This window comes from Acerihabitans arboris (assembly GCF_010131535.1).
GTDB classification, from domain to species: Bacteria; Pseudomonadota; Gammaproteobacteria; order Enterobacterales; family Enterobacteriaceae; genus Acerihabitans; species Acerihabitans arboris.
The window spans coordinates 1-20685 of sequence record NZ_WUBS01000025.1; the positions used below are offsets into that span (position 1 = coordinate 1).

The following is a 20685-nucleotide window of genomic DNA, read 5'->3' on the forward strand; positions in this document are numbered from 1 at the left end:
ACGACGTCTTGAGGGTTTTGCGGGGGTTTGTTTCATGAGTAGCGTCCATTAAAAAAAATGATGGACATCATCTTCGACAACTTGACGGGTAATTAACAGACGGCTCTGGGCGTACGCTTACAAGAAAGATTTCTACCCGTTCATAGGTAATATGCCGATTGCGGAAATAAAGCCTTTGATGCTGTTGGGGGTACTGAGGAAATTTGAAGAACGCGGGGCAATGGAGTTAGCGAGGAAGGCAAGGAGGCGGAGCGGTGAAGTTTTCAGGTACGCCATTGTGACGGGAAGGGCCGAATATAATCCAGCCCCTGATCTGTCTATAGCTATGGGCGCGCCCAAGAGTAAGCATTACCCATTCCTTCGTGAATCTGATGTAGGGCCGTTTAACCGGGCCTTGGCGGCTTACGGCGGTAGTATTGTGGTAAAACTCGCTACGCAAGTATTGCAACTTACCGCTCTACGCACGTTTGAACTACGGTGGTCACAATGGTCTTTTATCGACTTCGAAAATAAAACATGGGCGATCCCACCGGAGTTGATGAAGGCTCGCCGGCCTCACATTGTCCCTATGTCACGTCAGGTGATCGCACTCCTTGAATATCTGAAGCCGATAACTGGTAACGGCCAGTATATTTTCCCAGGGAGAAACACCAAGACGATCCCTATCAGTGAAAACTCAATCCTTGGCATAATTAGGCGCATAGGCTTTCATGGTATGGCTAGCGGCCATGGTTTCCGACACCAGATGAGCACCATTTTGAATGATCACGGCTTCGAACCAGATTTAATCGAGCGCCAGCTCGCTCATGTTGACCGAAACAAAGTGCGTGGTATTTATAACCACGCTCAATACTTGGATAAGCGCCGGGAAATGATGCAGTGGTACGCCGATTACCTTGATGGGCTGTAATGGCCCACCCATCACATCACCGGGCTATCATCCCACTCCCCGCATGACATATCGTTCACGCAGAACGTGACCGCACCGGATATGCTTAATCCCTCTTCCTTATCGACCAACTGGACATGTCCAGAGTCCAAACGTTCAAGCCCAGCTGTGGGTACAGGTGCAATCGCCTAATGAACCCACCTCGGCAACGACCATGCTGCCATGGACAAGCTTCTGGCTGGCATCCACAATGAGAATCATGTCTTTGTAAATGCCAGTGTTCAACATCCTGCTGCCAGAGTGTATCAGGTAGGTTGCCGCTTTATGCTGGACGCACAATGTTTCCAGGCTGAACGGTGCGCCGACATAGTCCTGCGCGAGAGAAGGAAAGCACATAACATCACCAATTTGATGTTTTTTATATAGCATGGGTGCATAACGCGGTGCTTGTGAAGAAGCGAGACGGCAGAAAATCGTAGGATATTAAGTGGAAGGAATATCTGGTGAGGGTTTAGTAAGTAGATGACGTAGAGTACTTAATTGAAAATTTAAATTGCATAGCCTAATTACCATTTGGCATAAAGAAATTATTTTTTATAAATTTTAAATGCATTCAATAAATATCAATTTCATATACATTAAAATTGAAATTTTTTTAGATGGCTTTCCTTATAATCATGGAGAAAAAAATGGTATCACATATTCTTTTTGGGGCAGGCGCAAGTCATGGAAGTGAACCTAACCTTGGTATAACGCCACCCTTAGGCAAGAAACTTTTCGAAAATTTATTGTTTGAAAATGGACTAGCAACTACTCTACCAGACAATTTAAAAGAGATTTTTGTACAAGATTTCGAACAAGGTATGTTGGAGTTTATCGAAAGATGCAATAAAGAAAAAAAATTTAGTCATGTGATTCGCTTTCAGAATGAATTAGCGCAATATCTTCTAAAATTCATGCCTACAGCGAATAACTTATACCTTAAACTATTAAATAATCTCAAGTATCGGAAATATAAGTATAGTTCTTTAACTATGATTTGCTTTTTGAACTCTCAGCAGAGCAGCTTGGGATGTCTATTTGTTACGGCCCCACGGTGAGGGAATCATGTTTTAATTTATTTAAATTACATGGTTCGACAAACTTTTGGCCGGACTTAATGGGGGTAGAGATTAAAGGGTTAGACGGCGAGCAACCAGGTAAAGCTGCAATAGTCACACAAGGTAAAGTTGTGAATCGCATAGAAGCATTGCGCTTATGTCAAACTGAAGATAGCATCAACCCAATTATGTCATATTATGCTAAAGGGAAACGCGTAGATTTTAGTCCCGCTGAAGTGGCTGCACAGCAAGGCGGGTGGGCCCAAGAAATTAAGGAAGCACAAAACATTTTTATAATTGGAGTTTTTATTAATTATGAAGTGGATACTCATATCTGGGAAAATCTATCCCTCTGTAGGGGAAATATTCATTATTTTGGAGGAAAAGATGACAAGACCTATTTCGATAAATGGAAAGATAACATAAAAAAAGAAAATATTTACTTTCATGAAGGATATTTTGATCTTGCTGTCGAATTCATTACTAAGTATCGATAATGAATTAATATAATAATTAGATGTAAACAATATTAATGTTTTTTATAATTATATTATTTAATTTCAACAGTAGTGCCATCCTTGGCCATTACTGATTTTTAATGATTGAAAAGGGAAGTTAAGAATTTACTCAGGATCTTCTGTTCCCGGAAAAGGGGGTGGCGCCACAACTGGAGTGACTCCGTTTTCTTCACGCCAAGCATTAATTGTTGGGGCATAATCCCACCGCCGGACCCTACCGTAAAAATCATCAGCAACGAAGGCGGCATCGCTTCCTATCGCTTCGTGAGAAAGTCTGCCAAGTTCATTACAGATGTCTTCTATAGTATCCCCTATCAGCAATGCCTGGTTAAATTGAACATGGGGAATTGCATATCGTTCTTCTTCATAAGAAAAATTAGGTTCACTCATAGTTACCTCTCTTAAGTTGTTTTTATTACTGACACCCAGATAACAACAGCCAATAACGCCTTATATTTTTAACCGGAAAAGTTCGCTTTAATGTCACGTGGGACTGAATGCCATAACATCGCACTGAAGTATTGTTGTTATATACAGTATTATCACACGAAGGTGATCCTGTGAAGTGAGACGAGCAAAAAAAATGTTATCTAATTGAATTATAATGTAATGTAATTTATTTTAGTTTAGCATTACTTTTCGCAATAAAGACGCTACGAATAGATGCTCAGAGCGCGTTTCGATATAATTCGCGAGTGCTGCCAGATGGCCAGCGTAGCCCCGACTAATGAATGTTGGGTTTAGATATAAATTGGCTTAGGTGCTAGCAGCAGGCGGTTTTTATGAGTTTCATAATATAGAGCCAGTTCATCGTCAGTAATCAGGCGATTAAATACTGCTACTGAATATTCATCGCAAGATACGGTTGTACCGCCATCCAATGAACCACCGATAAGAATATTAGTCGATGGCATAGCGTAAGCTGTTGCAGCTCCAGCGGCTTGGGCGTTTGCGCCTGATCGAGGCATAGTAATTCGTGACGCTATAAAATTGCTGCCATTGTTGCTAATAAACCGTGCGCAAAACATATCGGCATCGACCGACGTGATGTTTACCGGGGTTAAATTTGCAGCTAATGTAGAGCCATTCGAATTTAGCCATACGTTACCAATATGAGTTGCATCTACCCATTTTAGCGCTCTGGAACGTTGAGGATTAGCCACCTGCAACCTTCCCGCCAAGTTAAATGGCCCGCCCCCGGCGTTTCCGGCTATAGCAATAATTGTCAAATCCATCCCATTAAATTGAGATATATCAATTCCGGTATCTATATGATTTGCTTCGTTTAAGATTGTTTTGTAGCCATTAATTACCGGTGCTCCTACTGCTGTCATTGCCGTTCCGGTAATTCTGTTTTCAAGGAGCGATGATGGATAGTCTGGGTCCACATACCAGTGCAATACCATTCCCGGGATTTGTGATGCCAGTTTTGAAACATCAAACGGATATCTTGCCTGCACTATTGGGGATGTTCTTGAAAACTTTCTTCCCTTCCAGATTTTCACTTCGCAGTTTGCCATTTTTAAATCCCCTTATACAGCTGAGTAGAATAAACATAATGGGTTGTATAATATCTGCCCAGTAACCTCATCAACGAATGCTAATGAGTCTCGGACGCAACCCCTGGCCCCCGCATTGTAAGCGGGTTTAACACCATGAGGCCCCGTATACGCGTAACTGATCGCTGCGGCCGTGCCTATTTTTGGTATGTGGACAACATTATTTGAATCGATAGTTATCGGTGCCCCCAGCGTTAAATGGTTGCCGGCAGAATCATACAATATAAAACCATAGTCGCCTGGATCAGTTATCCTCACCGAATCTATGACTGCCACATTCACACCTCCATCAAGCTGCAATAAAAACTCTGTAGCAGTTTGGCTTGATGCTGCCATATTTGGACGCAATGAACTCAGCGTACCATCTGCTAAATATCGTCCGATCACTTTACCAGCTATACGTCCATCCATACGATAACCAACGTTCGTCAGATGATCTCCATCCTGTTGTGGGATTTGATATAAGACAGTAGCAATATGGAAATTAGATTCTTCTTGGGTAATTTCGTATTGCGCGCGGCCAATGCCAACGCTTACCGTACCTGTGCCAGATGTTACAATTGCATTTGTGAATTGACCTATAAAGCATGGCAATGAATAATCATTGCTATTAAATAAGCCATGAATATAATTTTCATAATTCAACTTTAATGCAGACATCATCGCTTTATAACTTGCAATTGATGTAGATCCGCCACTTGCGTCAGCATTACCATGGATGAAGTGCATAACTGGCATATATTCCATACCTAGCGAATTAGCTAAAGCATAGCCATGTTTTAGTGCCAATTTTACGGCAGCATCGTTTGCAGTTCCCGCAAAAATACCCGAAAGGCTAACTCCTGATGATCCTATGGCTGAAACTAATGTCGTATATCCTGTTGCCTCATATACGCCTAAACCAATAGCAGTTGCCTCGGATTCTGTTGATGGACTTACTCCGCTTGCGCCAGTGTGCCCTTTCTTCAAGAGTTCACTTGCTGGTATCAAATATAACAAATCGCTTTCCGCTAGAGTGCTTGCGGCATAAGTCTGATCATATACAGTTCCGCCAGAAAAACAAAGGACGCCATAAGGGACGGGAGGCGTGACTGTTAGGGCGTTATTGCCGTTTACAGTACCGCCACCGGGGACAAGAGATTGACCCACCATAAAAACGTGAACAAAGGTTTTCTTGCCTTCGTAAATTTTATTTAATGTGTCTTCCGACATCCTTACTAATCTATAGGTTCCGCTTTCATTTGTGGCAAACCGCACATAGTAAGCTTTACCTCCTATAGGGATAGCTTGAGGATTTAATTTGGTAAAGGCGGTGGAGTCTATAGTTTGAATTATATCACCGCTCTTTATGATTTTAACTATATTTCCTTCAAGGTAAGCTATCGGCACGCTCCCAAGGCTTCCGGTTGTTGACTCATCATCCCCATCTCTTAAATCGATAACGGTACCATCCTCCTTTTTGACGTATATAGGCTTGCCATCTTCCCCGGCCTCAATTTGCAAATAGCCGGGGTATGCATCAGAAAAATATACTTCGAATTCATCAGTTTCATATCCTCCTGCTGGATTATATTGAATATTCCTTTTTCCCGTCCCTCTACTTTGAATTAATAAGGAATCATCGTTGCCAACTGCCTCAACATCACGACCAATTAGAATCGCCGAAAAAAAACTGGTCCCATCATCGGTTAATCCACGTATAGGCTTCCCATCCTCGCCGGCTTCTACCTCTGCGAAACCATCAATGTTTTCCGTATACGGCAAAGATTCTTTGATTTCATCCACGCTCGCCGCCACTGCGTCCACCGCCCCCGACCCTACACCCTCAATCCTCACGACAGCAACGCCGTTCACGTTCTCGAACGTCTTATAAGAAATATCAGCGCCGCTGCCATATCCTACGGTAAATGTCTGGCCGTTAATGGTTTTGGCTAACCCAGTAGCTTCGTCAGGCTGAAGATTGCCAGAGCTAATAGCTGACTGAGCGGCTGTAACAGCATCGTCTCGTGCTGCGAGGGTTTCGTCCCGTGCTGTTTGCGCTGCAACTCGCATCCCCTCCACCGTCAACACGATAACCGGTGTTAATGCATCTTCGCCTGGCGCGGTAAGGAAGTCGTTCAGCGTGCCTGCCGCCGAGTCAGCATAAACCGTAATCGCCCCTACTCGTTCATAGGGCTGGCCGTATGCCTCGATCATTACCTCATGCGTGCCAACCTCAACAGATAAGGAATAACTGCCATCGGTGCCGGTAACGGAGCTTGACGGTGCCTGGACGACAACAGCCGAGGATGTTACTTGCGCTCGTAACATAATGGTCACGCCCGAGCGCGGATCCCCATTGGGGCCAATGAGCCTGCCGCTGATAATTACTGCCATGTGTCGCTCCAATAAAAAAATCCCTGCGAGAAAGGATTATGGTTATCATCAATATTAATGCTGACTTTGTATAAGGATCTGGTGAACTAAGCGGCTAGATTTTTCAGTGCGGCTATTTCATTTGCATGGGCATCTACTTTCGCTGAAAGCTCTTTGATAGCCCCGGCCAGTACTGAGCATAAGGCCAGCGGGTCGAGGTTTAGAAAATCCGTCAATTCTTCAGCGGGCTTATTCTCTTCACCTTCTTTAACCGTCCCAATCACCGAAATGGGAAAAGTCTCAAGCAAATCCTGAGCAATAAAACCCCGCCGCTCTCCTGATTTATTCAAAACTCCGCGCTGTGAAAATGCATATGACACAGGCTTCATCTGCAAGACAACATCTAAATCTGAAGCTGTATCATCCAGATAAGCTATATCTTCTTTGATGCGCCGGTCAGACCCGGTTCCTGTGAATTGCCCAATCGCGGTATTGTCGATCCATAAATATAATTGTGCTGAGCTGTTCCATTCAGCCATAAATCCATTACCACCAAACGCAGCACTTCGGCCCGCCTTGGTGCGCATCCCATACATGGGGCTTACATAGCCCGCAGGGATATTAAAAGAAGATGCTCCCAAAACATCCATTATTCCAGACGCTGAATTTATGAATCGAACGTTATAATCAGTCGTGGTGTTATTGAAATGAAAATCTATGAATGGTGCTGCGCCAGATAATTCTAAACTTGCAAAACTTGCTGATCCGGTGGCGCTCAAACCTAGTTCGGTTCGAATAGCCATTCATGATTTTACTCTATTCAACAAAAAGGGCCACACCGGAGTGCAGCCCTTGAAATTATGTTGACGCGATTATCAGTAAGCGTATACTGTTGCTATACAGTATACGGGGCGATGACGATGATTAAGAGTTTTCGGCACAAAGGATTGGAGAAGTTTTTCGCCACCGGCTCAACTGCCGGGATCCAAGCGAAACATGCCGCAAAACTGCAGATCCAATTGACCGCTTTGAACGCCGCCAAACGTGCCGAGGATATGAGCGCGCCGGGATGGAAACTGCACCCACTGAAAGGCGCAGACCTTGCCGGGCATTGGGCTATATCCGTTAACGGCAACTGGCGTTTAACGTTTAGATTTGACGGTGAGGACGCTATCCTCGTTGACTATCAGGACTACCATTGATGGAGGTAATCATGACCAGAATGCATAACCCGGCGCATCCAGGCGCGGTTTTACGTGAATACCTGGGCGATATTTCTGTTACCGAAGCCGCCAAAGCCCTGGGCGTTACCCGCGCTGCTTTGTCTCGCATCCTTAACGGAAGCACCGGCATTTCTGCCGACATGGCATTACGCCTTGAGGCAGCGTTGGGAACAAGTGCCGAAATGTGGACCAGCATGCAATCGCAATATGAAATATGGATTGCGTCTCAGAATTCGCGGCCGGCGATAAAACCATTGCTGGAGCATGCTTAAGCTTCGGCATTTAATACAACGGAAAGAGCGCTGCCTTTGACCACCTTACGCCGCTTGCCCGTAACGTTGCCTTTGCGACCTACCTACCACGCCGCCAGGGGAAGTTACACAGGTGCTAGCCATATATCCGGTGCAATGCCCTTACCTGTTGTGCCCAATAAAAAACCCCGGCTTTCGGCCAGGGTCTTATTGTTCTTTGGAGTCAATGAATCGTAGAAATCCCATCATTAGAGGGATATTAGGCCACCTTATTCATTATTGCAACATGTATTATTAATATTGTCGCCATCCGTGGCGATCGTGCCGTTAACGTGTTACGGAATTGAAAATGGAATCTGCCGACGACTCCTCTTTGTGGCATTGAGTAATCAGGTCGTCCAACAGCGGCTTGAAGTTGCGAGACCATGTTGGTTGGGTGAGGTCTGGCAAAAACTTAGTAACGGCTGCGCGCGCCTCCTCGGCCGGCAACCTTGAATATCCCCGGCCCTGACATTTCGAACACGTTTTCATGATTGGGATACCCGCTGCCTCGCTGCGCTCTTTACCCGCTGATGAGTCTACATACCATCCTGTAGCAAAGGGGGCGGGCGACCGCCACAAGGACAACGAGCCGATGATTAAACACATCGCCAATTCTTTAATATACATAAAATTATAATAAACACCCTATTCCACCTCATTCTGTTAGTCGCTACGTTTTTCCCACTTTTCGTTTACGCTTTTTTGACTTTCCATGTGATTAGTTATTAGTAGTCTTTTTACTTTGACGACCCAGTTTAACTAATAGAAAAGTCGGATCTTAATTAATCGGATAAATATTATTTTTCAATAAATACACCAGGAGGATAGTATGAATATTGGCAGCTGTGGGAAAAGCTCGACAAATAACTGCGGTAGAAAAAACAATAGCGGTGTTAATTCTGGAAATAAGGGAGGTGGAAATTGGAGTAGCCATATAAATTCCGCAAAAAATAATAATCAATCAAGATTATGCATAGGTAGTGGTTGTGATAATGGTCCTCATGGAAAAAGTGACGCTAAATCGCGGGGAGATCATGGGATTAGCAATAATTCGCATGGTGGAAATGGCGGTGGCGGCTATGATAGATCATCTTCAAAAAAAAATCGGGATACGGCGGTAGAAACGGCAAAAATAGCTCGGGAGGAAGCAGGACGCCAGGCCCATGAGGCTGCGATACGGCGAGCGCAAGAGGCCGCCATACGCCAAAAAGCACATGACGACTATGTCGCCAAATATCCGGTTGAGGCCGCTGAAGATATCGATAGTAAAGCGTCTGCCCGGCTACAGAGAATGGAGAAGGATAAAAATCATGCCGAGTATCTGGTCCGGGAAAGCGAACAGCAGGTTGCTCATTTTAAAGCTATTATTGCACAAACAAATAAGGCCTATGCAGAGAAAATAACCACTGCCATATCTTCCGGATTTGGTGGCGGGAAGCGTAAAGGCGAATATAAAAAAGAATTAAAGGCCGTATTATATTACAACCATGAAGATTTTAATCGAGCACAATTTGTGTTAGATCAGCATAGATCACAACGACAAGCATCTATCCATCACTGGCAAGAAGCTCAGAATCATAAAGCCATCACAGCGTCCCGCCTCGCTGAACTACGCTCTAGTCATAAGCGCGCGCAGGAAGAAAAATCAAGGCGCCAAAATGAAGAACACCAATGGAATATAAAGGATCATAATGCCAGACAGCAATTAGCGACGGCAGAAAGAGAGGTAAGCGAAGCAGGTAGGCAGATAAATAACATAGAAAAAAATATATATAATACAACAAATTTTATTCGTGAAAATGAGTCCAGCATTAACATCCTAAAACATCAGCTCGGTGAATTTGATAACGTTTTACAACACGAATTAGCATTGGTGGAAAGACATCCAAAATATTGGCAAGGTCACTTTCGGCAAAAAGCCTTAAAAAAACACAGCCAAAACGTAAACGTTGCGACCACAAAAGCTGCTCTTGAACATAACCAGAGGGAACTGCTGGATAGTATATCACTGTTCAAATCATACCAAGATCAATTAAGCGGTGCCCGCCACAATAAAGAGCGCGCTGATGTGAACCTCGCTAACGTCAGGGAAAGTATTAAACAAGTAGAGCAAATCAAAAGAATCCGAGAAATTCAAAAAGCCGCCTTGATCAAAGAGCAAGAAGAAGCTCGCAAGAAAGCCGATAAGGCACCGAAAATCAAGGCTGCGCTTATTGCCGCCCGAGCTGGAGGAAATGAGAATATTGATTCCTTAGCCAAAAATTCAACTTTGCCGAGCACAGCTCAGCAAGCTGCAAAATTGCCAGATATTGCTATTGGCGAGACTTCAGCGGGTGACGCAAAAGACAGCCCGATAAGGACATATGACCAGGCAACCCAAGCCTTGGCCCTAGCTGCAACGACCGGTACGGCGCCATCTGCCTCGCTGTCGGTGGTCAACGCGGTCAAGAAGGCCATGGACGCACTAAAAATTGCCGCTCAAGCACGTACCGCCGGGCCAATTGGCGTCGCCATTGTCGCAAGTCTGTACCCAGCGGAGATAAATAAAGAAAGTGATAAGGTTCCCGGCGGAAAATATTTTCAGGAGACGTTGCCGGCGGAGTTACTCGGCCTGCCCGCGGTTACTATTTTGCGCGCCGCGGCCGAAGGACAAAAAACGGTTGAATCACAGTTTCGTGGCCGTCTGGTGGTAAAAAACGAAGCGTTGCAAATCGAGTTGTTCAGAACCGCGAAACCGATGCCGGTCCTCCTACTTGAGGGCAGGCCTGAAGGCCAGGGAATATACCGTTGCACACTTCCGGAAACTGATGGCTTGCCCGCGAGAACCCTCTTTGTCACCCCGGCTAAAGCACCTGGCACTGAAGGCCTGGGAGCATTGCTCACTCCAAGCGAAGTTCCAGAAGCGTTCAACAACACCGGGGGTCAAGCGCAGCCAGCGCAGTTGCCGACAGTGACGACCTATCCCGGCCTGAGCGAAACAGATTTTAACGACATTATCATTGTACCTCCGCTTGAAAGCGGTGATAAACCGATATATGTTATGCTTAGTGATAGTTTGAATTTACGAAAATCATTGGCTAGTGAAGCTCAATTAGCACAACTATTGAAAGAAAGCGGAGAGCCGGTTGCGGGGTTAGGCACCAAGAGAGTACTTCGGGATGCGCCAAGGTTAACAAACGAATATGGTGGAACCGCCGCCGACTGGAGTAAAATCACCAGCAAAAGTTACCAAGCCACTGACGGAAATATTTTTGAAATTCATGCATATCATAACAATGAATTAGGGAAAACAGTAGAATTCAAAACCATTATATTAAGGAAAGAAGTAAAGTGAAAGTAATATGCAAAGCAATTAAACTCACAAGTTCCCAAAAAAAGATAATGGGAGTGAATGAAAATTCAGATTATGAATATCCTTTTGAAATAGGGGAATCTTATACCGTTTTAGGGATAAGCAGCCAAGTAGGCCGCCAAGCTGCAACTATACTGCAAATGCCTTATTTTTATGCTTTCCCTGCTCCATTATGTTTGTTTGAGATCATAGATAGTCGACCTTCAGCGTATTGGGTTATCAAGGCGCTAAGCGAGTATGAATTAGCACTATGGCCGAAAGAATTCTATCAACCTTTCTTCCATGACCAGCTTAGCGACCTTTCTCCTGAATACGTTGAAATATACAAGGAAGTTGTCGAACGATTGGAAAATGAGTTCTCTTAACCCCCAATTTTACTCCTTATTGCATGATTGAAGCCTTGGGCTGTTCAAGGGCAGCCTGTACTTGTGCGTAGTTTAAATATATCTGGTTGCGCGTCGCCGCCATGACCCGAACCAGTGTAAACATTTGTTTGACCAGTTGAACCAACGGTCAACCTCAAGGTTGCCAAGTCTGGACATCTGTCGATAAGAGCAAGTCCATTAGCCTCGGCCAGATCGACCCTTAGCTGGCCAGCATCATAACTCCAGCACATTCGGGTAATAAAATTGCCGTACGCCATTCGCGTCAAGCACGGCTAGTAACTGTCCTTCCACCGTTACAAAGCTTGCCACCGTCCCATCATATTCAGGATACCCCCGGGGCCAAAACCGATGGGCTGAGCGACGGGCGCGGCACTACCGTCAGCGTTTTGGACACAAATCCGGATCCGATTGTCGATCGGGGTGGGGTAGGCATCGATATTGCCGATAGAAATCAACCCGCCCGCGGTTGCGGCGAACGTGTCGGGTAAAGTGAATATGTGACGGCAATGTTTGGGATAATGTCTGCCATAAATTTCCGCCACCTATTGCCGGCGGATAGGTATAGCATGCCCCACTGCGGACATGTGCGTCGGGATAACCACCTGACACTGTATATACAAACAGGTTATGACGATCTTGACGCTGTGTGAGGAGACCCCGGGGGAGATAAGCGTAACCAACTGAATATATGTAATTACCGCAGCGTTTTTGTTGATTCCCATCCACACATGTCAAGCCCCGCGCGATTCGGCGAGGGCCTTAAACATGACGACAGGCCAAATGTTGTCTATGTTTGGTGTGAGGGCTCAGAAACAGAGTTGGAATCAATTCGGACTGATGGCCTAAATGGAAAATAACAATGAAATACAAACTGATTCTGGCCGACCCGCCCTGGACTTACCGTGACAAAGCCGCGGATGGAAACCGGGGCGTCGCATACAAATACCCGACGATGACGATTCAGGATCTGTGCCGTCTACCCGTGTGGGATATAGCCGATCCCGCAGCCTGTCTACTGGCGATGTGGTGGGTGCCTAGCATGCCGACGGAAGCCCTGAAAGTCATGGATGCCTGGGGATTCAGGCTGATGACGATGAAAGGCCTTACCTGGCATAAAACGAACAAGCATAAAGGTAATTCAGCTATCGGCATGGGCCATCTGACCAGAGCCAACAGCGAGGATTGCCTTTTTGCCGTTCGCGGGCGCCTGCCAAAGCGTATGGACGCGTCAATATGCCAGCATTTCACCGCATCGCGCATGGACCATAGCGCAAAACCCCCGATTGCGCGCCAGATGCTGGAAAGGTTGCTCGGCGATGTAGCGCGCGTTGAACTGTTCGCCAGAGATCGTGCCGAAGGCTGGGCAAGCTGGGGAAACGAGTGCGATAACAGCATAGAACTTTGGCCAGGTGGCATTACAGGAAAGGAGCGGGTAGCCGGCAACTAAAGGTTGCGGATAAATATAAACCATCGGTTGTCCCTATTTCAGCTAAGATAATCAGGTAGACGCGCGCCCGGCATGATGAGACGTAAACTTGGATTATGAAAATAATTTTGAAAAAAGGCACTATCATGAAGAAGTTAATTATTGCGATAATTACATTAGCACTATCCCTGCCGTTTGCCTCACTGTCGTATGCCCATGCCGGTGATGACCACCACCCCGAAAAAACGCATAAAACGCATCGTCACCACCGCGTGGTGAAACATCACGTCAAAAAGCCGGCGCCTCACAACGCTGAACCACACGTCGGCAGTAATAGATAAATTGGCCAACTCCAAACAATTAACATTGAATCCACAACAATCCCTGGCAATCATGTTAGGGACTAAAACGGGTTGGCGGTACATTCAGGCGCCTTTTCCATGGGCTGTCTTGTCTTCGTGCTGAAAATCCTGATGGAGCCAGATTAAATTCAACTTAAAAAAGTTTTATTGCATGCGGATGCGGCGCCGACAGAAGATCAAATGCGGGATCAGGTTGATACGGGTGAATAATTTCATAACTAATTATTTATAATAAAATAATCAAAGTAGCTATTAGTGCTTCAAGGTTCAACAAGCCTGCCTGCGGTTATTATCTTGTTGCCCAGGATACTCTTTCCGATCCAGCCGCCACGAGCTAAAATAAAACAATAAATTGCTTATCGTCTTCAGGTCACCGGACAGAGCAAGCCCTAACCGGCGCCGGGAGCAGAACAGTTACTAAATGAGCGCACCGGCGTTTCTGATATTAGCAAAACCAAGCACCTTCAGGGCATGGCGGGCCATCCTGGTTGCCACGTCGGCATTATTCGCCGGCGTTAACCTTCGCCTCTTCGCCGTTGACTTCGACATACTGCGAGACTGAAATCAAACGGACAAAATGCGCCAGCAATAAATCCACATCGGATTGCAGAATTTCCTCGCTGGCGCTGGAAGCCGATAAAATGGCTTTTTCAATGTTGGTTGCCATGACCGATGAGCTGCCCTGACCGACCGTAAGCACCAGGGCGGCCAGGAGAAGGGATTGGGCCTCCACCTGGGCGGTCAGCTCTTTCGCCGCCGCATCCGCTTTGGCCAGTTTTTTCAGTATATCAATGACAAGGTTTCTCATAATTTCCCACTCGGAAAAAAGCGCAGCGCCGTAGCTGCCACGGTATAAACATAGCTTGTATATATTACTCTTATTATGGTTAGGATAACATCTCCTGAACTGTAAGTATTGTCCCGGCGCATCCCCGGTCTTGTTAACCAAGCCGGCTCCAGGAGCGTTGGCTCTGCTGGCGCTTGACGCCGCCTGCGGCAAACACATTAGAACCATTAATTAATAAATTCAGGATTACTCAGTCCATTCCGGCAAAAAAGGGAGCAAAACGTCGTTATCGCGCAGGAAAACCACCCTATCACCGGCCCGGAACATGACGCGCCGCCATCCTCCGGGCCGTTGGGCGGAATCAATCGGTAATTACCCTGGCGCCGGCGGGCTTTAATACGCCGTCGGCGCGGAACATGGCCTTGATGCCGCGCACCGCCTGGCGGATGCGATCCTGGTTTTCAATCAGCGCAAAACGCACGTGGGTGTCGCCATAATCGCCAAAGCCGATACCGGGCGATACGCAGACCTTGGCGTCCGACAGCAGTTTTTTCGCAAACTCCAGCGACCCCAGATGGGCATAGTGCTCGGGAATTTTGGCCCAGACGTACATGGACGCCTTCGGGGTGTCCACCATCCAGCCCGCCTCGTGCAGGCCGCGCACCAGGACGTTGCGTCGTTGATGATACTGCTCGACGATATCCAGCACGCACTGCTGATCCCCTTCCAGCGCGGCGATGGCGGCCACCTGCAGCGGGGTAAAGGTGCCGTAGTCATGGTAACTTTTGATGCGCGCCAGCGCATTGACCAGCTCGGGATTGCCCACCATAAAACCAATGCGCCAGCCGGCCATATTATAGCTTTTGGACAGGGTGAAGAACTCTACCGCAATATCCTTGGCGCCCGGTACCTGCATGATCGACGGCGCTTTCCATCCGTCATAGACAATATCGGCATAGGCCAGATCGTGCACCACCAGCACGCCGTACTGCCGCGCCAGCGCCACCACCCGTTCAAAAAAATCCAGCTCGACGCATTGCGCCGTCGGGTTGGACGGGAAGCCGAGGATCATCATCTTGGGAGTGGGAATGCTTTCGCGGATCGCGCGCTCCAGCTCGCGGAAAAAATCCACGCCCTCCACCAGCGGCACCGAACGTACCTGGGCGCCGGCGATGACCGCGCCGTAGATATGAATCGGATAGCTGGGATTCGGCACCAGGACGGTGTCGCCGTGATCAAGCGTGGCCAGCATCAGGTGGGCCAGGCCCTCTTTCGAGCCGATGGTAACGATGGCCTCGCTGTCGGGATCGATCTCGACGCCATAACGCTCGGCATACCAGCCCGATATCGCGCGCCGCAGCCGGGGAATACCCCGTGACGTGGAGTAGCCGTGGGTGTCCTCCCGCCTGGCGACGGTGCACAGTTTTTCCACAATATGCGGCGGGGTCGGGCCATCGGGGTTGCCCATGCTGAAATCAATAATATCTTCCCCGCGCCGGCGCGCGGCCATCTTTAATTCAGCGGTAATATTAAATACATAAGGGGGAAGGCGATCGATGCGTGTAAAACGCCGTGGCAAACCGGAAGCGGCCATAATTTCCTCGTTGTACGTTAGCGCCCGGACCATCCGAGCGACGCCGGCCCGTATGGGGCCTGTCCACGAAGCTATCCCATAACGGCGAGGATTTCAATCCCGGCCGGCTAAGCGGCATAAGCAGCGCGGCGGATTGCGCCCGCTGATGGCTGCCGGTACCAGGACTTCGGCCGGTTCCCGGCGGCGGACGCGGCACAAAAGAGGAAATATGAAGATTTATTTATCGTTATATTCCCCTTTATCGTCCCCAATTTCACCTGGAAGCCGCCAACCCAGCGTTTTTCGCCGCAAAACCAAATCCCCTTAATTTTAATCAGGCTTCCCCATATTGCGGAGTCGGCCATAAAAAAATCTTCGGCCAAACCTTCCCCGCCATTGGACGCGGCGGCAAATCTGGAACATTAGCCGCCTATTGCTTATAGTAACGGACAAAGGTTGGCCATTTACCGGGACGTCGTTGTGAAAGAGATGTTCGATATGCTGCTGGCGGTCTATGAACGGGCGGCATTGATGCTGATTTGCCTGTTTTTGTTAACCCGCATCCGCCAGTTCCGGCAGCTATTACAAAAAGAGCAGCACACCGCCCAGGAGTTAACGGCGGTCACCGCTATCTTTTCCCTGTTCGCCATTTTCAGTACCTATTCCGGCATCCATGTTGAAGGATCGCTGATCAACGTACGGATTATCGCGGTAATGTCCGGCGGTATCCTGTTCGGGCCCTGGGTCGGCATAGCCACCGGAACCATTGCCGGCGTGCATCGTTACCTGATCGATATTGACGGCCCGACCTCGGTGCCCTGCCTTATCAGCAGCGTGGTGGCGGGCTTTGTTTCCGGCTATGTCAAGCTGAAGGTCATCAAAGAACACCGCTGGGGTATCGGCATCCTGGGCGGCATGCTGTGCGAATGCCTGACCATGCTGCTGGTCATTTTATGGGCGCAGCCGATGTCGCTGGGGCTGGATATCGTGTCGAAAATTGCGCTGCCGATGATCCTCGGCGGGGTGAGCATCGGCATGATCGTGCTGCTGGTGCAGGGGGTCGAGGATGAGAAAGAGGTGATCGCCGCCCGGCAGGCCAAGCTGGCGCTGGATATCGCCAACAAGACCCTGCCCTACTTTCGTCATATCAACAGCGAATCCCTGACCACCATTTGCGACATTATCCGCGCCGATATCAAGGCCGACGCCGTTGCTATCACCAACGAACACCATATCCTGGCCTACGTCGGCGTCGGGGCGGAATTCTATAATATCGGCCATGAAATCATCAGCGATATGACCAGGGAGAGTATCCAAAGCGGCAAGATCACCATAAAGAACAACGACGAGGCGGACCGCACGCCGCAAATACACTCGCTGATCATTATCCCGCTGTGGGAAAAAGGCGTGGTCACCGGCAGCCTTAAAATTTATTACTGCCATGCCCACCAGATTACCAATTCGCTGAAAGTGATGGCCATCGGCCTGTCACAGATTATTTCGACGCAAATTGAAGTGTCGCGCATCGAACAGCTGCGGGAAATGGCCGATCAGGCCGAGCTGCGCGCCCTGCAGAGTAAAATCAATCCGCATTTCCTGTTTAACGCGCTTAACGCCATCTCCTCGTCGATCCGCATTAACCCGGATACCGCGCGGCAGTTGATTACCAATCTTTCGCGCTATCTGCGTTACAACCTGGAGCTGAACGGCGCGCAGATCGACATCAAAAAAGAGCTTTATCAAATCCAGGATTATATCGCCATCGAACAGGCGCGTTTCGGCAGCAAGCTGAGCGTTATCTATGATATTGACGAAGAGCTGTCGTTTCCCCTGCCCAGCCTGTTGATCCAGCCGCTGGTGGAGAACGCCATTGTCCATGGCATCCAGCCCTGCCGGGGTAAAGGGGTGGTGGTGATTTCGGTGCGGGAAGATACCGACGGCCGTATCCGTATCGCGGTAAAAGACACCGGCAGCGGCATCAGGGAAGAGGTCATCGAGCAGGTAAAACGGAACGAACTGCCGGCCGGCAAAATCGGCCTGCTGAACGTGCATCACCGGGTCTTGTTGCTGTATGGCGAAGGGCTGCATATCCGCCGCCTGGAGCCGGGCACCGAGATCTGGTTTTACCTCATCCCGCAACCCCACAAGCTGGCCGCATGACGTCCCTGGACGATATGATTAACCGCGAGGCGCCATGAAAGCCATCATTGTCGAAGACGAATTCCTGGCGCAGGAAGAATTACGTTTCCTGATCCATAAGCACAGCAGCCTGACGATAGAGGCCACGTTCGACGACGGATTGGATGTGCTGCGTTACCTGCAGAATCATGACGTAGACGTCATTTTCCTCGATATCAATATCCCGTCCCTGGACGGAGTGTTACTGGCGCAAAGCATCAGCAAATTCAGCCACAAGCCGGAAATCATCTTTATTACCGCCTATAAGGAGCATGCGGTGGCGGCGTTTGAACTGGAGGCCTTCGACTATATTCTCAAGCCTTACCAGGAATCGCGCATCGTGACCATGCTGCAAAAACTGGAGGCGCAGCATAATCCCGCCTCGTCGGCGCCGGCCAGCAGCGCCGCGCCGGGGCATCATCCCCACTCCATAAACCTGATGAAAGACGAGCGCATTATCGTCACCGATATCAACAACATCTACTATGCGGCGGCCCAGGAAAAAGTGACGATTGTCTATACGCGGCGCGAGGAATTTACCATGCCGATGGCCATTACGGAGTTTTGCGCCCGTCTGCCGGAGGAATTTTTCTTTCGATGCCATCGCTCGTATGTGGTCAACCTGGCGAAGATCCGCGAGATTGTGCCCTGGTTTAATAATACCTATCTGCTGCGCCTGAGCGATCTGGCGTTCGAAGTGCCGGTGAGCCGTAGCAAGGTCAAGGCCTTCCGGCAGTTGATGCGGTTGTAACTTCCGGCGCCGGGGTTACCGGCGCCGGCGGTATCAGGCGATAACCTGGAGTTTCAGGCCCATCAGCTGACGCATATGCGCGCCGGCGCCGAGCAGGCCGGGCTGTTCGTGGCGTATCAGGTAGACCGGGATAGCGCGCAGGTAGTCGTCAAAGCGCCCCTTATCCTCAAACGCCGCGCGAAAACCGGAAGCGCGAAAAAACTCCAGGAAACGCGGCACCAGGCCGCCGGCGATATAGACGCCGCCAAACGTGCCCATATTGAGCGCCAGATTGCCGCCAAAGCGGCCCATCAGCACGCAGAACAGCGACAGCGCGCGCCGGCAGTCGTCATTGCTGCCGTCGACGGCCTGTTCCGTGACCTGATGCGGCTCCAGTTGGTCCGGCGCGCGGCCGTCGATAGTGACGATGCTGCGATACAAATTAACCAGCCCGGGCCCCGACAACACGCGCTCGGCGGAAACGTGGCCGAACTCGGCGCCCAGCACCGCCAGGATATCGGTCTCTTCTTGGTTGGTGGGCGCGAAGTCCACATGGCCGCCCTCGCCCGGCAGGCTGACCCAATGTTCGGCCAGTTGCACCAGATGACATACGCCAAGGCCGGTCCCGGCGCCATAAACGGCAATCGGCCGATCGGCCTGCGCCTCGCCGCCGCCAAACTGCGCCACATCGTCCGGAGTCAGCATCGGCACCGCCATCGAGACGGCGGTGAAATCATTGATAACCTCAAGGCGCGATAGCCCCAGGCTGCTTTTCATCGCCTTGATGGAAAAGGCCCATGAACTGTTGGTCATATCTACCCAATCGTCGGTAATCGGGCAGGCAATGGCGATGCAGGCTTCGGTGGCCTCGACTTTCTGTGCCGACAGGTAGTGGGTGATCACCGCTTCAAGCGTCGCGTAATCTTTACCAGAATAGGTGTGGATATGGGAAATCGCCCCGTTGTCCAAATCACATAACGCCAGCCGGGCATTGGTTCCCCCAACATCGCCGACCAGGGCATATTTTGTCATTATTTCAGGCTCCGCTCACTCTACCACTTGCCGTCGGAATGATACCGGGCAGCAAACATAAACAGTTTATTAATATAATAATAATACCAGTTATATTGGCCAATGCTATAAATTGAGTCTGCTTTCGGATTTGCCTTTAACCCAAGGCAAAGGCGACCGCGGCGGCGGCATGGATGGCCGTGGTGTCGAACAGCGGCACGGTCGCGTCGCCTTCGCCAATCAGCAGGCCGATTTCGGTGCAGCCAAGTATCAGGCCCTCGATCCCCCGGAGCTCCAGGGCGGCAATAATGCGGCGGTAGGCCTGGCGGGATTCATTGCGAATTTTCCCCAGGCATAGCTCCTCGAAGATAACGCGATGGATCTCGTCCATTTCCGCAGCGGTGGGCACCAGGATCTCAATGCCGTGCGGGTATTCGAAGCGGCGGCGATAAAAATCCTGTTGCATGGTAAAACGCGTGCCCAATAACCCGACCCGCCGCATGCCCCGGAGGTTGATTTCCCGCGCGGTGGCGTCGGCAATATGCAAAAAAGGCAACGGACAGGCCCATTCAATGGTTTCCGCCACTTTATGCATGGTATTGGTGCATAACACGATGGCCTCGGCGCCGGCTTTTTGCAGCGCTACCGCCCTGGCCGCCAGGATGTCGCCCGCCCGCTGCCAGTCGCCCTCGGCCTGCAGCCGGGCGATATCGGCGAAATCGACGCTGTACAACACCAAGCTTGCCGAATGCAGGCCGCCCAGGCCGGCGCTAACGCCTTGGTTAATCAGGCGGTAATAGGGTAAAGTGGATTCCCAGCTCATGCCGCCCAGCAGCCCTAGTGTTTTCAATATGAGATCCTCGTTTGCCGCCCGGCCGCACGAATCCGGCGTCGGCCGTTGCGCTTGTAATGTTTGTAAGAGAAGAGTTATTTTTAACTGAAT

19 protein-coding genes and 3 pseudogenes are annotated in these 20685 nt (G+C 49.2%); 11 read left to right on the forward strand and 11 right to left on the reverse strand.

Annotated features, from left to right (window positions below; all coding sequences use genetic code 11):
* Positions 1 to 106 precede the first annotated feature (106 nt).
* A pseudogene (locus GRH90_RS24515) lies at positions 107 to 910 on the forward strand (tyrosine-type recombinase/integrase); the annotation flags it as partial.
* Positions 911 to 1045: 135 nt separating this feature from the next.
* Here GRH90_RS24515 and GRH90_RS26775 read toward each other — a convergent pair.
* The gene (locus GRH90_RS26775; RefSeq protein WP_376766101.1) at positions 1046 to 1318 is read right to left on the reverse strand and encodes a S24 family peptidase; all 273 of its coding nucleotides are present in this window, start codon (positions 1316 to 1318) and stop codon (positions 1046 to 1048) included.
* Positions 1319 to 1578: 260 nt separating this feature from the next.
* On the opposite strand from GRH90_RS26775, the gene GRH90_RS24520 reads away from it, so the two are divergent.
* On the forward strand, positions 1579 to 1989 hold the full coding sequence (locus GRH90_RS24520) for a hypothetical protein (RefSeq protein WP_162368609.1): 411 nt from the start codon (positions 1579 to 1581) through the stop codon (positions 1987 to 1989).
* A gap of 59 nt (positions 1990 to 2048) precedes the next feature.
* A complete protein-coding gene (locus GRH90_RS24525) occupies positions 2049 to 2486 on the forward strand; it encodes a hypothetical protein (RefSeq protein WP_218586288.1) in 438 nt (145 codons plus the stop codon).
* A gap of 126 nt (positions 2487 to 2612) precedes the next feature.
* On the opposite strand, the gene GRH90_RS24530 is transcribed toward GRH90_RS24525, so the two are convergent.
* The 4 genes from GRH90_RS24530 to GRH90_RS24545 all read right to left on the reverse strand — a co-directional run bounded on the left by GRH90_RS24530 (position 2613) and on the right by GRH90_RS24545 (position 7224).
* Positions 2613 to 2897 carry a hypothetical protein gene (locus GRH90_RS24530; RefSeq protein WP_162368611.1) on the reverse strand — a complete coding sequence of 95 codons (285 nt, stop codon included), beginning with the start codon at positions 2895 to 2897 and terminating at the stop codon, positions 2613 to 2615.
* Between the two features lie 350 nt (positions 2898 to 3247).
* On the reverse strand, positions 3248 to 4027 hold the full coding sequence (locus tag GRH90_RS24535; RefSeq protein ID WP_162368612.1) for a hypothetical protein: 780 nt from the start codon (positions 4025 to 4027) through the stop codon (positions 3248 to 3250).
* A 12-nt stretch (positions 4028 to 4039) separates the two neighbouring features.
* Complete coding sequence (locus GRH90_RS24540) at positions 4040 to 6442, reverse strand: prophage tail fiber N-terminal domain-containing protein (RefSeq protein WP_162368613.1); 2403 nt, start codon at positions 6440 to 6442, stop codon at positions 4040 to 4042.
* A gap of 86 nt (positions 6443 to 6528) precedes the next feature.
* Positions 6529 to 7224 carry a tail fiber domain-containing protein gene (locus GRH90_RS24545; RefSeq protein WP_162368614.1) on the reverse strand — a complete coding sequence of 232 codons (696 nt, stop codon included), beginning with the start codon at positions 7222 to 7224 and terminating at the stop codon, positions 6529 to 6531.
* A 117-nt stretch (positions 7225 to 7341) separates the two neighbouring features.
* Between GRH90_RS24545 and GRH90_RS24550 the strand changes: the two genes are divergently transcribed.
* Both GRH90_RS24550 and GRH90_RS24555 read left to right on the forward strand, forming a co-directional pair.
* Positions 7342 to 7623, forward strand: a complete 282-nt coding sequence (locus tag GRH90_RS24550) for a type II toxin-antitoxin system RelE/ParE family toxin (protein ID WP_162368615.1) — start codon at positions 7342 to 7344, stop codon at positions 7621 to 7623.
* Between the two features lie 11 nt (positions 7624 to 7634).
* Positions 7635 to 7916: a HigA family addiction module antitoxin gene (locus tag GRH90_RS24555; RefSeq protein WP_162368616.1), complete on the forward strand. Its 282-nt coding sequence runs from the start codon at positions 7635 to 7637 to the stop codon at positions 7914 to 7916.
* A gap of 306 nt (positions 7917 to 8222) precedes the next feature.
* On the opposite strand, the pseudogene GRH90_RS26570 reads toward GRH90_RS24555, so the two are convergent.
* A pseudogene (locus GRH90_RS26570) lies at positions 8223 to 8456 on the reverse strand (antitermination protein Q); the annotation flags it as partial.
* A gap of 310 nt (positions 8457 to 8766) precedes the next feature.
* On the opposite strand from GRH90_RS26570, the gene GRH90_RS24565 reads away from it, so the two are divergent.
* Both GRH90_RS24565 and GRH90_RS24570 read left to right on the forward strand, forming a co-directional pair.
* Positions 8767 to 11271, forward strand: coding sequence for an S-type pyocin domain-containing protein (locus GRH90_RS24565; RefSeq protein ID WP_162368618.1), 2505 nt, complete (start codon positions 8767 to 8769; stop codon positions 11269 to 11271).
* Complete coding sequence (locus tag GRH90_RS24570; RefSeq protein WP_162368619.1) at positions 11268 to 11654, forward strand: hypothetical protein; 387 nt, start codon at positions 11268 to 11270, stop codon at positions 11652 to 11654. Before GRH90_RS24565 ends, GRH90_RS24570 begins: the two co-directional genes overlap by 4 nt.
* A gap of 234 nt (positions 11655 to 11888) precedes the next feature.
* On the opposite strand, the pseudogene GRH90_RS26780 reads toward GRH90_RS24570, so the two are convergent.
* Positions 11889 to 12217, reverse strand: a pseudogene (locus GRH90_RS26780) (phage tailspike protein).
* Positions 12218 to 12534: 317 nt separating this feature from the next.
* Here GRH90_RS26780 and GRH90_RS24585 point away from each other — a divergent pair.
* Together GRH90_RS24585 and GRH90_RS24590 are read left to right on the forward strand one after the other, a co-directional pair.
* Complete coding sequence (locus GRH90_RS24585; RefSeq protein ID WP_162368622.1) at positions 12535 to 13122, forward strand: MT-A70 family methyltransferase; 588 nt, start codon at positions 12535 to 12537, stop codon at positions 13120 to 13122.
* A gap of 125 nt (positions 13123 to 13247) precedes the next feature.
* On the forward strand, positions 13248 to 13442 hold the full coding sequence (locus GRH90_RS24590; RefSeq protein ID WP_162368623.1) for a hypothetical protein: 195 nt from the start codon (positions 13248 to 13250) through the stop codon (positions 13440 to 13442).
* Positions 13443 to 13965: 523 nt separating this feature from the next.
* On the opposite strand, the gene iraP is transcribed toward GRH90_RS24590, so the two are convergent.
* Together iraP and alaC are read right to left on the reverse strand one after the other, a co-directional pair.
* Positions 13966 to 14271, reverse strand: coding sequence for an anti-adapter protein IraP (iraP, locus tag GRH90_RS24595; protein ID WP_162368624.1), 306 nt, complete (start codon positions 14269 to 14271; stop codon positions 13966 to 13968).
* Between the two features lie 340 nt (positions 14272 to 14611).
* Positions 14612 to 15844, reverse strand: a complete 1233-nt coding sequence (gene alaC, locus GRH90_RS24600) for an alanine transaminase (protein ID WP_162368625.1) — start codon at positions 15842 to 15844, stop codon at positions 14612 to 14614.
* A 468-nt stretch (positions 15845 to 16312) separates the two neighbouring features.
* Here alaC and GRH90_RS24605 point away from each other — a divergent pair, with 468 nt between their 5' ends.
* Positions 16313 to 17983: a LytS/YhcK type 5TM receptor domain-containing protein gene (locus GRH90_RS24605; protein ID WP_376766102.1), complete on the forward strand. Its 1671-nt coding sequence runs from the start codon at positions 16313 to 16315 to the stop codon at positions 17981 to 17983.
* A gap of 34 nt (positions 17984 to 18017) precedes the next feature.
* Positions 18018 to 18752 (forward strand): LytR/AlgR family response regulator transcription factor, encoded by a 735-nt coding sequence (locus GRH90_RS24610; RefSeq protein WP_162368626.1) that lies wholly within the window; start codon positions 18018 to 18020, stop codon positions 18750 to 18752.
* A 33-nt stretch (positions 18753 to 18785) separates the two neighbouring features.
* On the opposite strand, the gene glk is transcribed toward GRH90_RS24610, so the two are convergent.
* Complete coding sequence (gene glk, locus GRH90_RS24615) at positions 18786 to 19763, reverse strand: glucokinase (RefSeq protein ID WP_162368627.1); 978 nt, start codon at positions 19761 to 19763, stop codon at positions 18786 to 18788.
* Between the two features lie 136 nt (positions 19764 to 19899).
* Complete coding sequence (locus GRH90_RS24620; protein ID WP_162368628.1) at positions 19900 to 20592, reverse strand: aspartate/glutamate racemase family protein; 693 nt, start codon at positions 20590 to 20592, stop codon at positions 19900 to 19902.
* Positions 20593 to 20685 lie beyond the last annotated feature (93 nt).

Excerpts from the sequence above, each read along its gene's own strand:
- GRH90_RS24585 (WP_162368622.1), top strand. The coding sequence starts at position 12,535 with ATGAAATACAAACTGATTCTGGCCGACCCGCCCTGGACTTACCGTGAC.
- GRH90_RS24520 (WP_162368609.1), top strand. The coding sequence starts at position 1,579 with ATGGTATCACATATTCTTTTTGGGGCAGGCGCAAGTCATGGAAGTGAA.
- iraP (WP_162368624.1), bottom strand. The coding sequence starts at position 14,271 with ATGAGAAACCTTGTCATTGATATACTGAAAAAACTGGCCAAAGCGGAT.
- GRH90_RS24565 (WP_162368618.1), top strand. The coding sequence starts at position 8,767 with ATGAATATTGGCAGCTGTGGGAAAAGCTCGACAAATAACTGCGGTAGA.
- glk (WP_162368627.1), bottom strand. The coding sequence starts at position 19,763 with ATGACAAAATATGCCCTGGTCGGCGATGTTGGGGGAACCAATGCCCGG.
- GRH90_RS24535 (WP_162368612.1), bottom strand. The coding sequence starts at position 4,027 with ATGGCAAACTGCGAAGTGAAAATCTGGAAGGGAAGAAAGTTTTCAAGA.
- GRH90_RS24590 (WP_162368623.1), top strand. The coding sequence starts at position 13,248 with ATGAAGAAGTTAATTATTGCGATAATTACATTAGCACTATCCCTGCCG.
- GRH90_RS26775 (WP_376766101.1), bottom strand. The coding sequence starts at position 1,318 with ATGCTATATAAAAAACATCAAATTGGTGATGTTATGTGCTTTCCTTCT.
- GRH90_RS24610 (WP_162368626.1), top strand. The coding sequence starts at position 18,018 with ATGAAAGCCATCATTGTCGAAGACGAATTCCTGGCGCAGGAAGAATTA.
- GRH90_RS24525 (WP_218586288.1), top strand. The coding sequence starts at position 2,049 with ATGGGGGTAGAGATTAAAGGGTTAGACGGCGAGCAACCAGGTAAAGCT.
- GRH90_RS24555 (WP_162368616.1), top strand. The coding sequence starts at position 7,635 with ATGACCAGAATGCATAACCCGGCGCATCCAGGCGCGGTTTTACGTGAA.
- GRH90_RS24540 (WP_162368613.1), bottom strand. The coding sequence starts at position 6,442 with ATGGCAGTAATTATCAGCGGCAGGCTCATTGGCCCCAATGGGGATCCG.
- GRH90_RS24605 (WP_376766102.1), top strand. The coding sequence starts at position 16,313 with ATGTTCGATATGCTGCTGGCGGTCTATGAACGGGCGGCATTGATGCTG.
- GRH90_RS24545 (WP_162368614.1), bottom strand. The coding sequence starts at position 7,224 with ATGGCTATTCGAACCGAACTAGGTTTGAGCGCCACCGGATCAGCAAGT.
- GRH90_RS24550 (WP_162368615.1), top strand. The coding sequence starts at position 7,342 with ATGATTAAGAGTTTTCGGCACAAAGGATTGGAGAAGTTTTTCGCCACC.
- GRH90_RS24530 (WP_162368611.1), bottom strand. The coding sequence starts at position 2,897 with ATGAGTGAACCTAATTTTTCTTATGAAGAAGAACGATATGCAATTCCC.
- alaC (WP_162368625.1), bottom strand. The coding sequence starts at position 15,844 with ATGGCCGCTTCCGGTTTGCCACGGCGTTTTACACGCATCGATCGCCTT.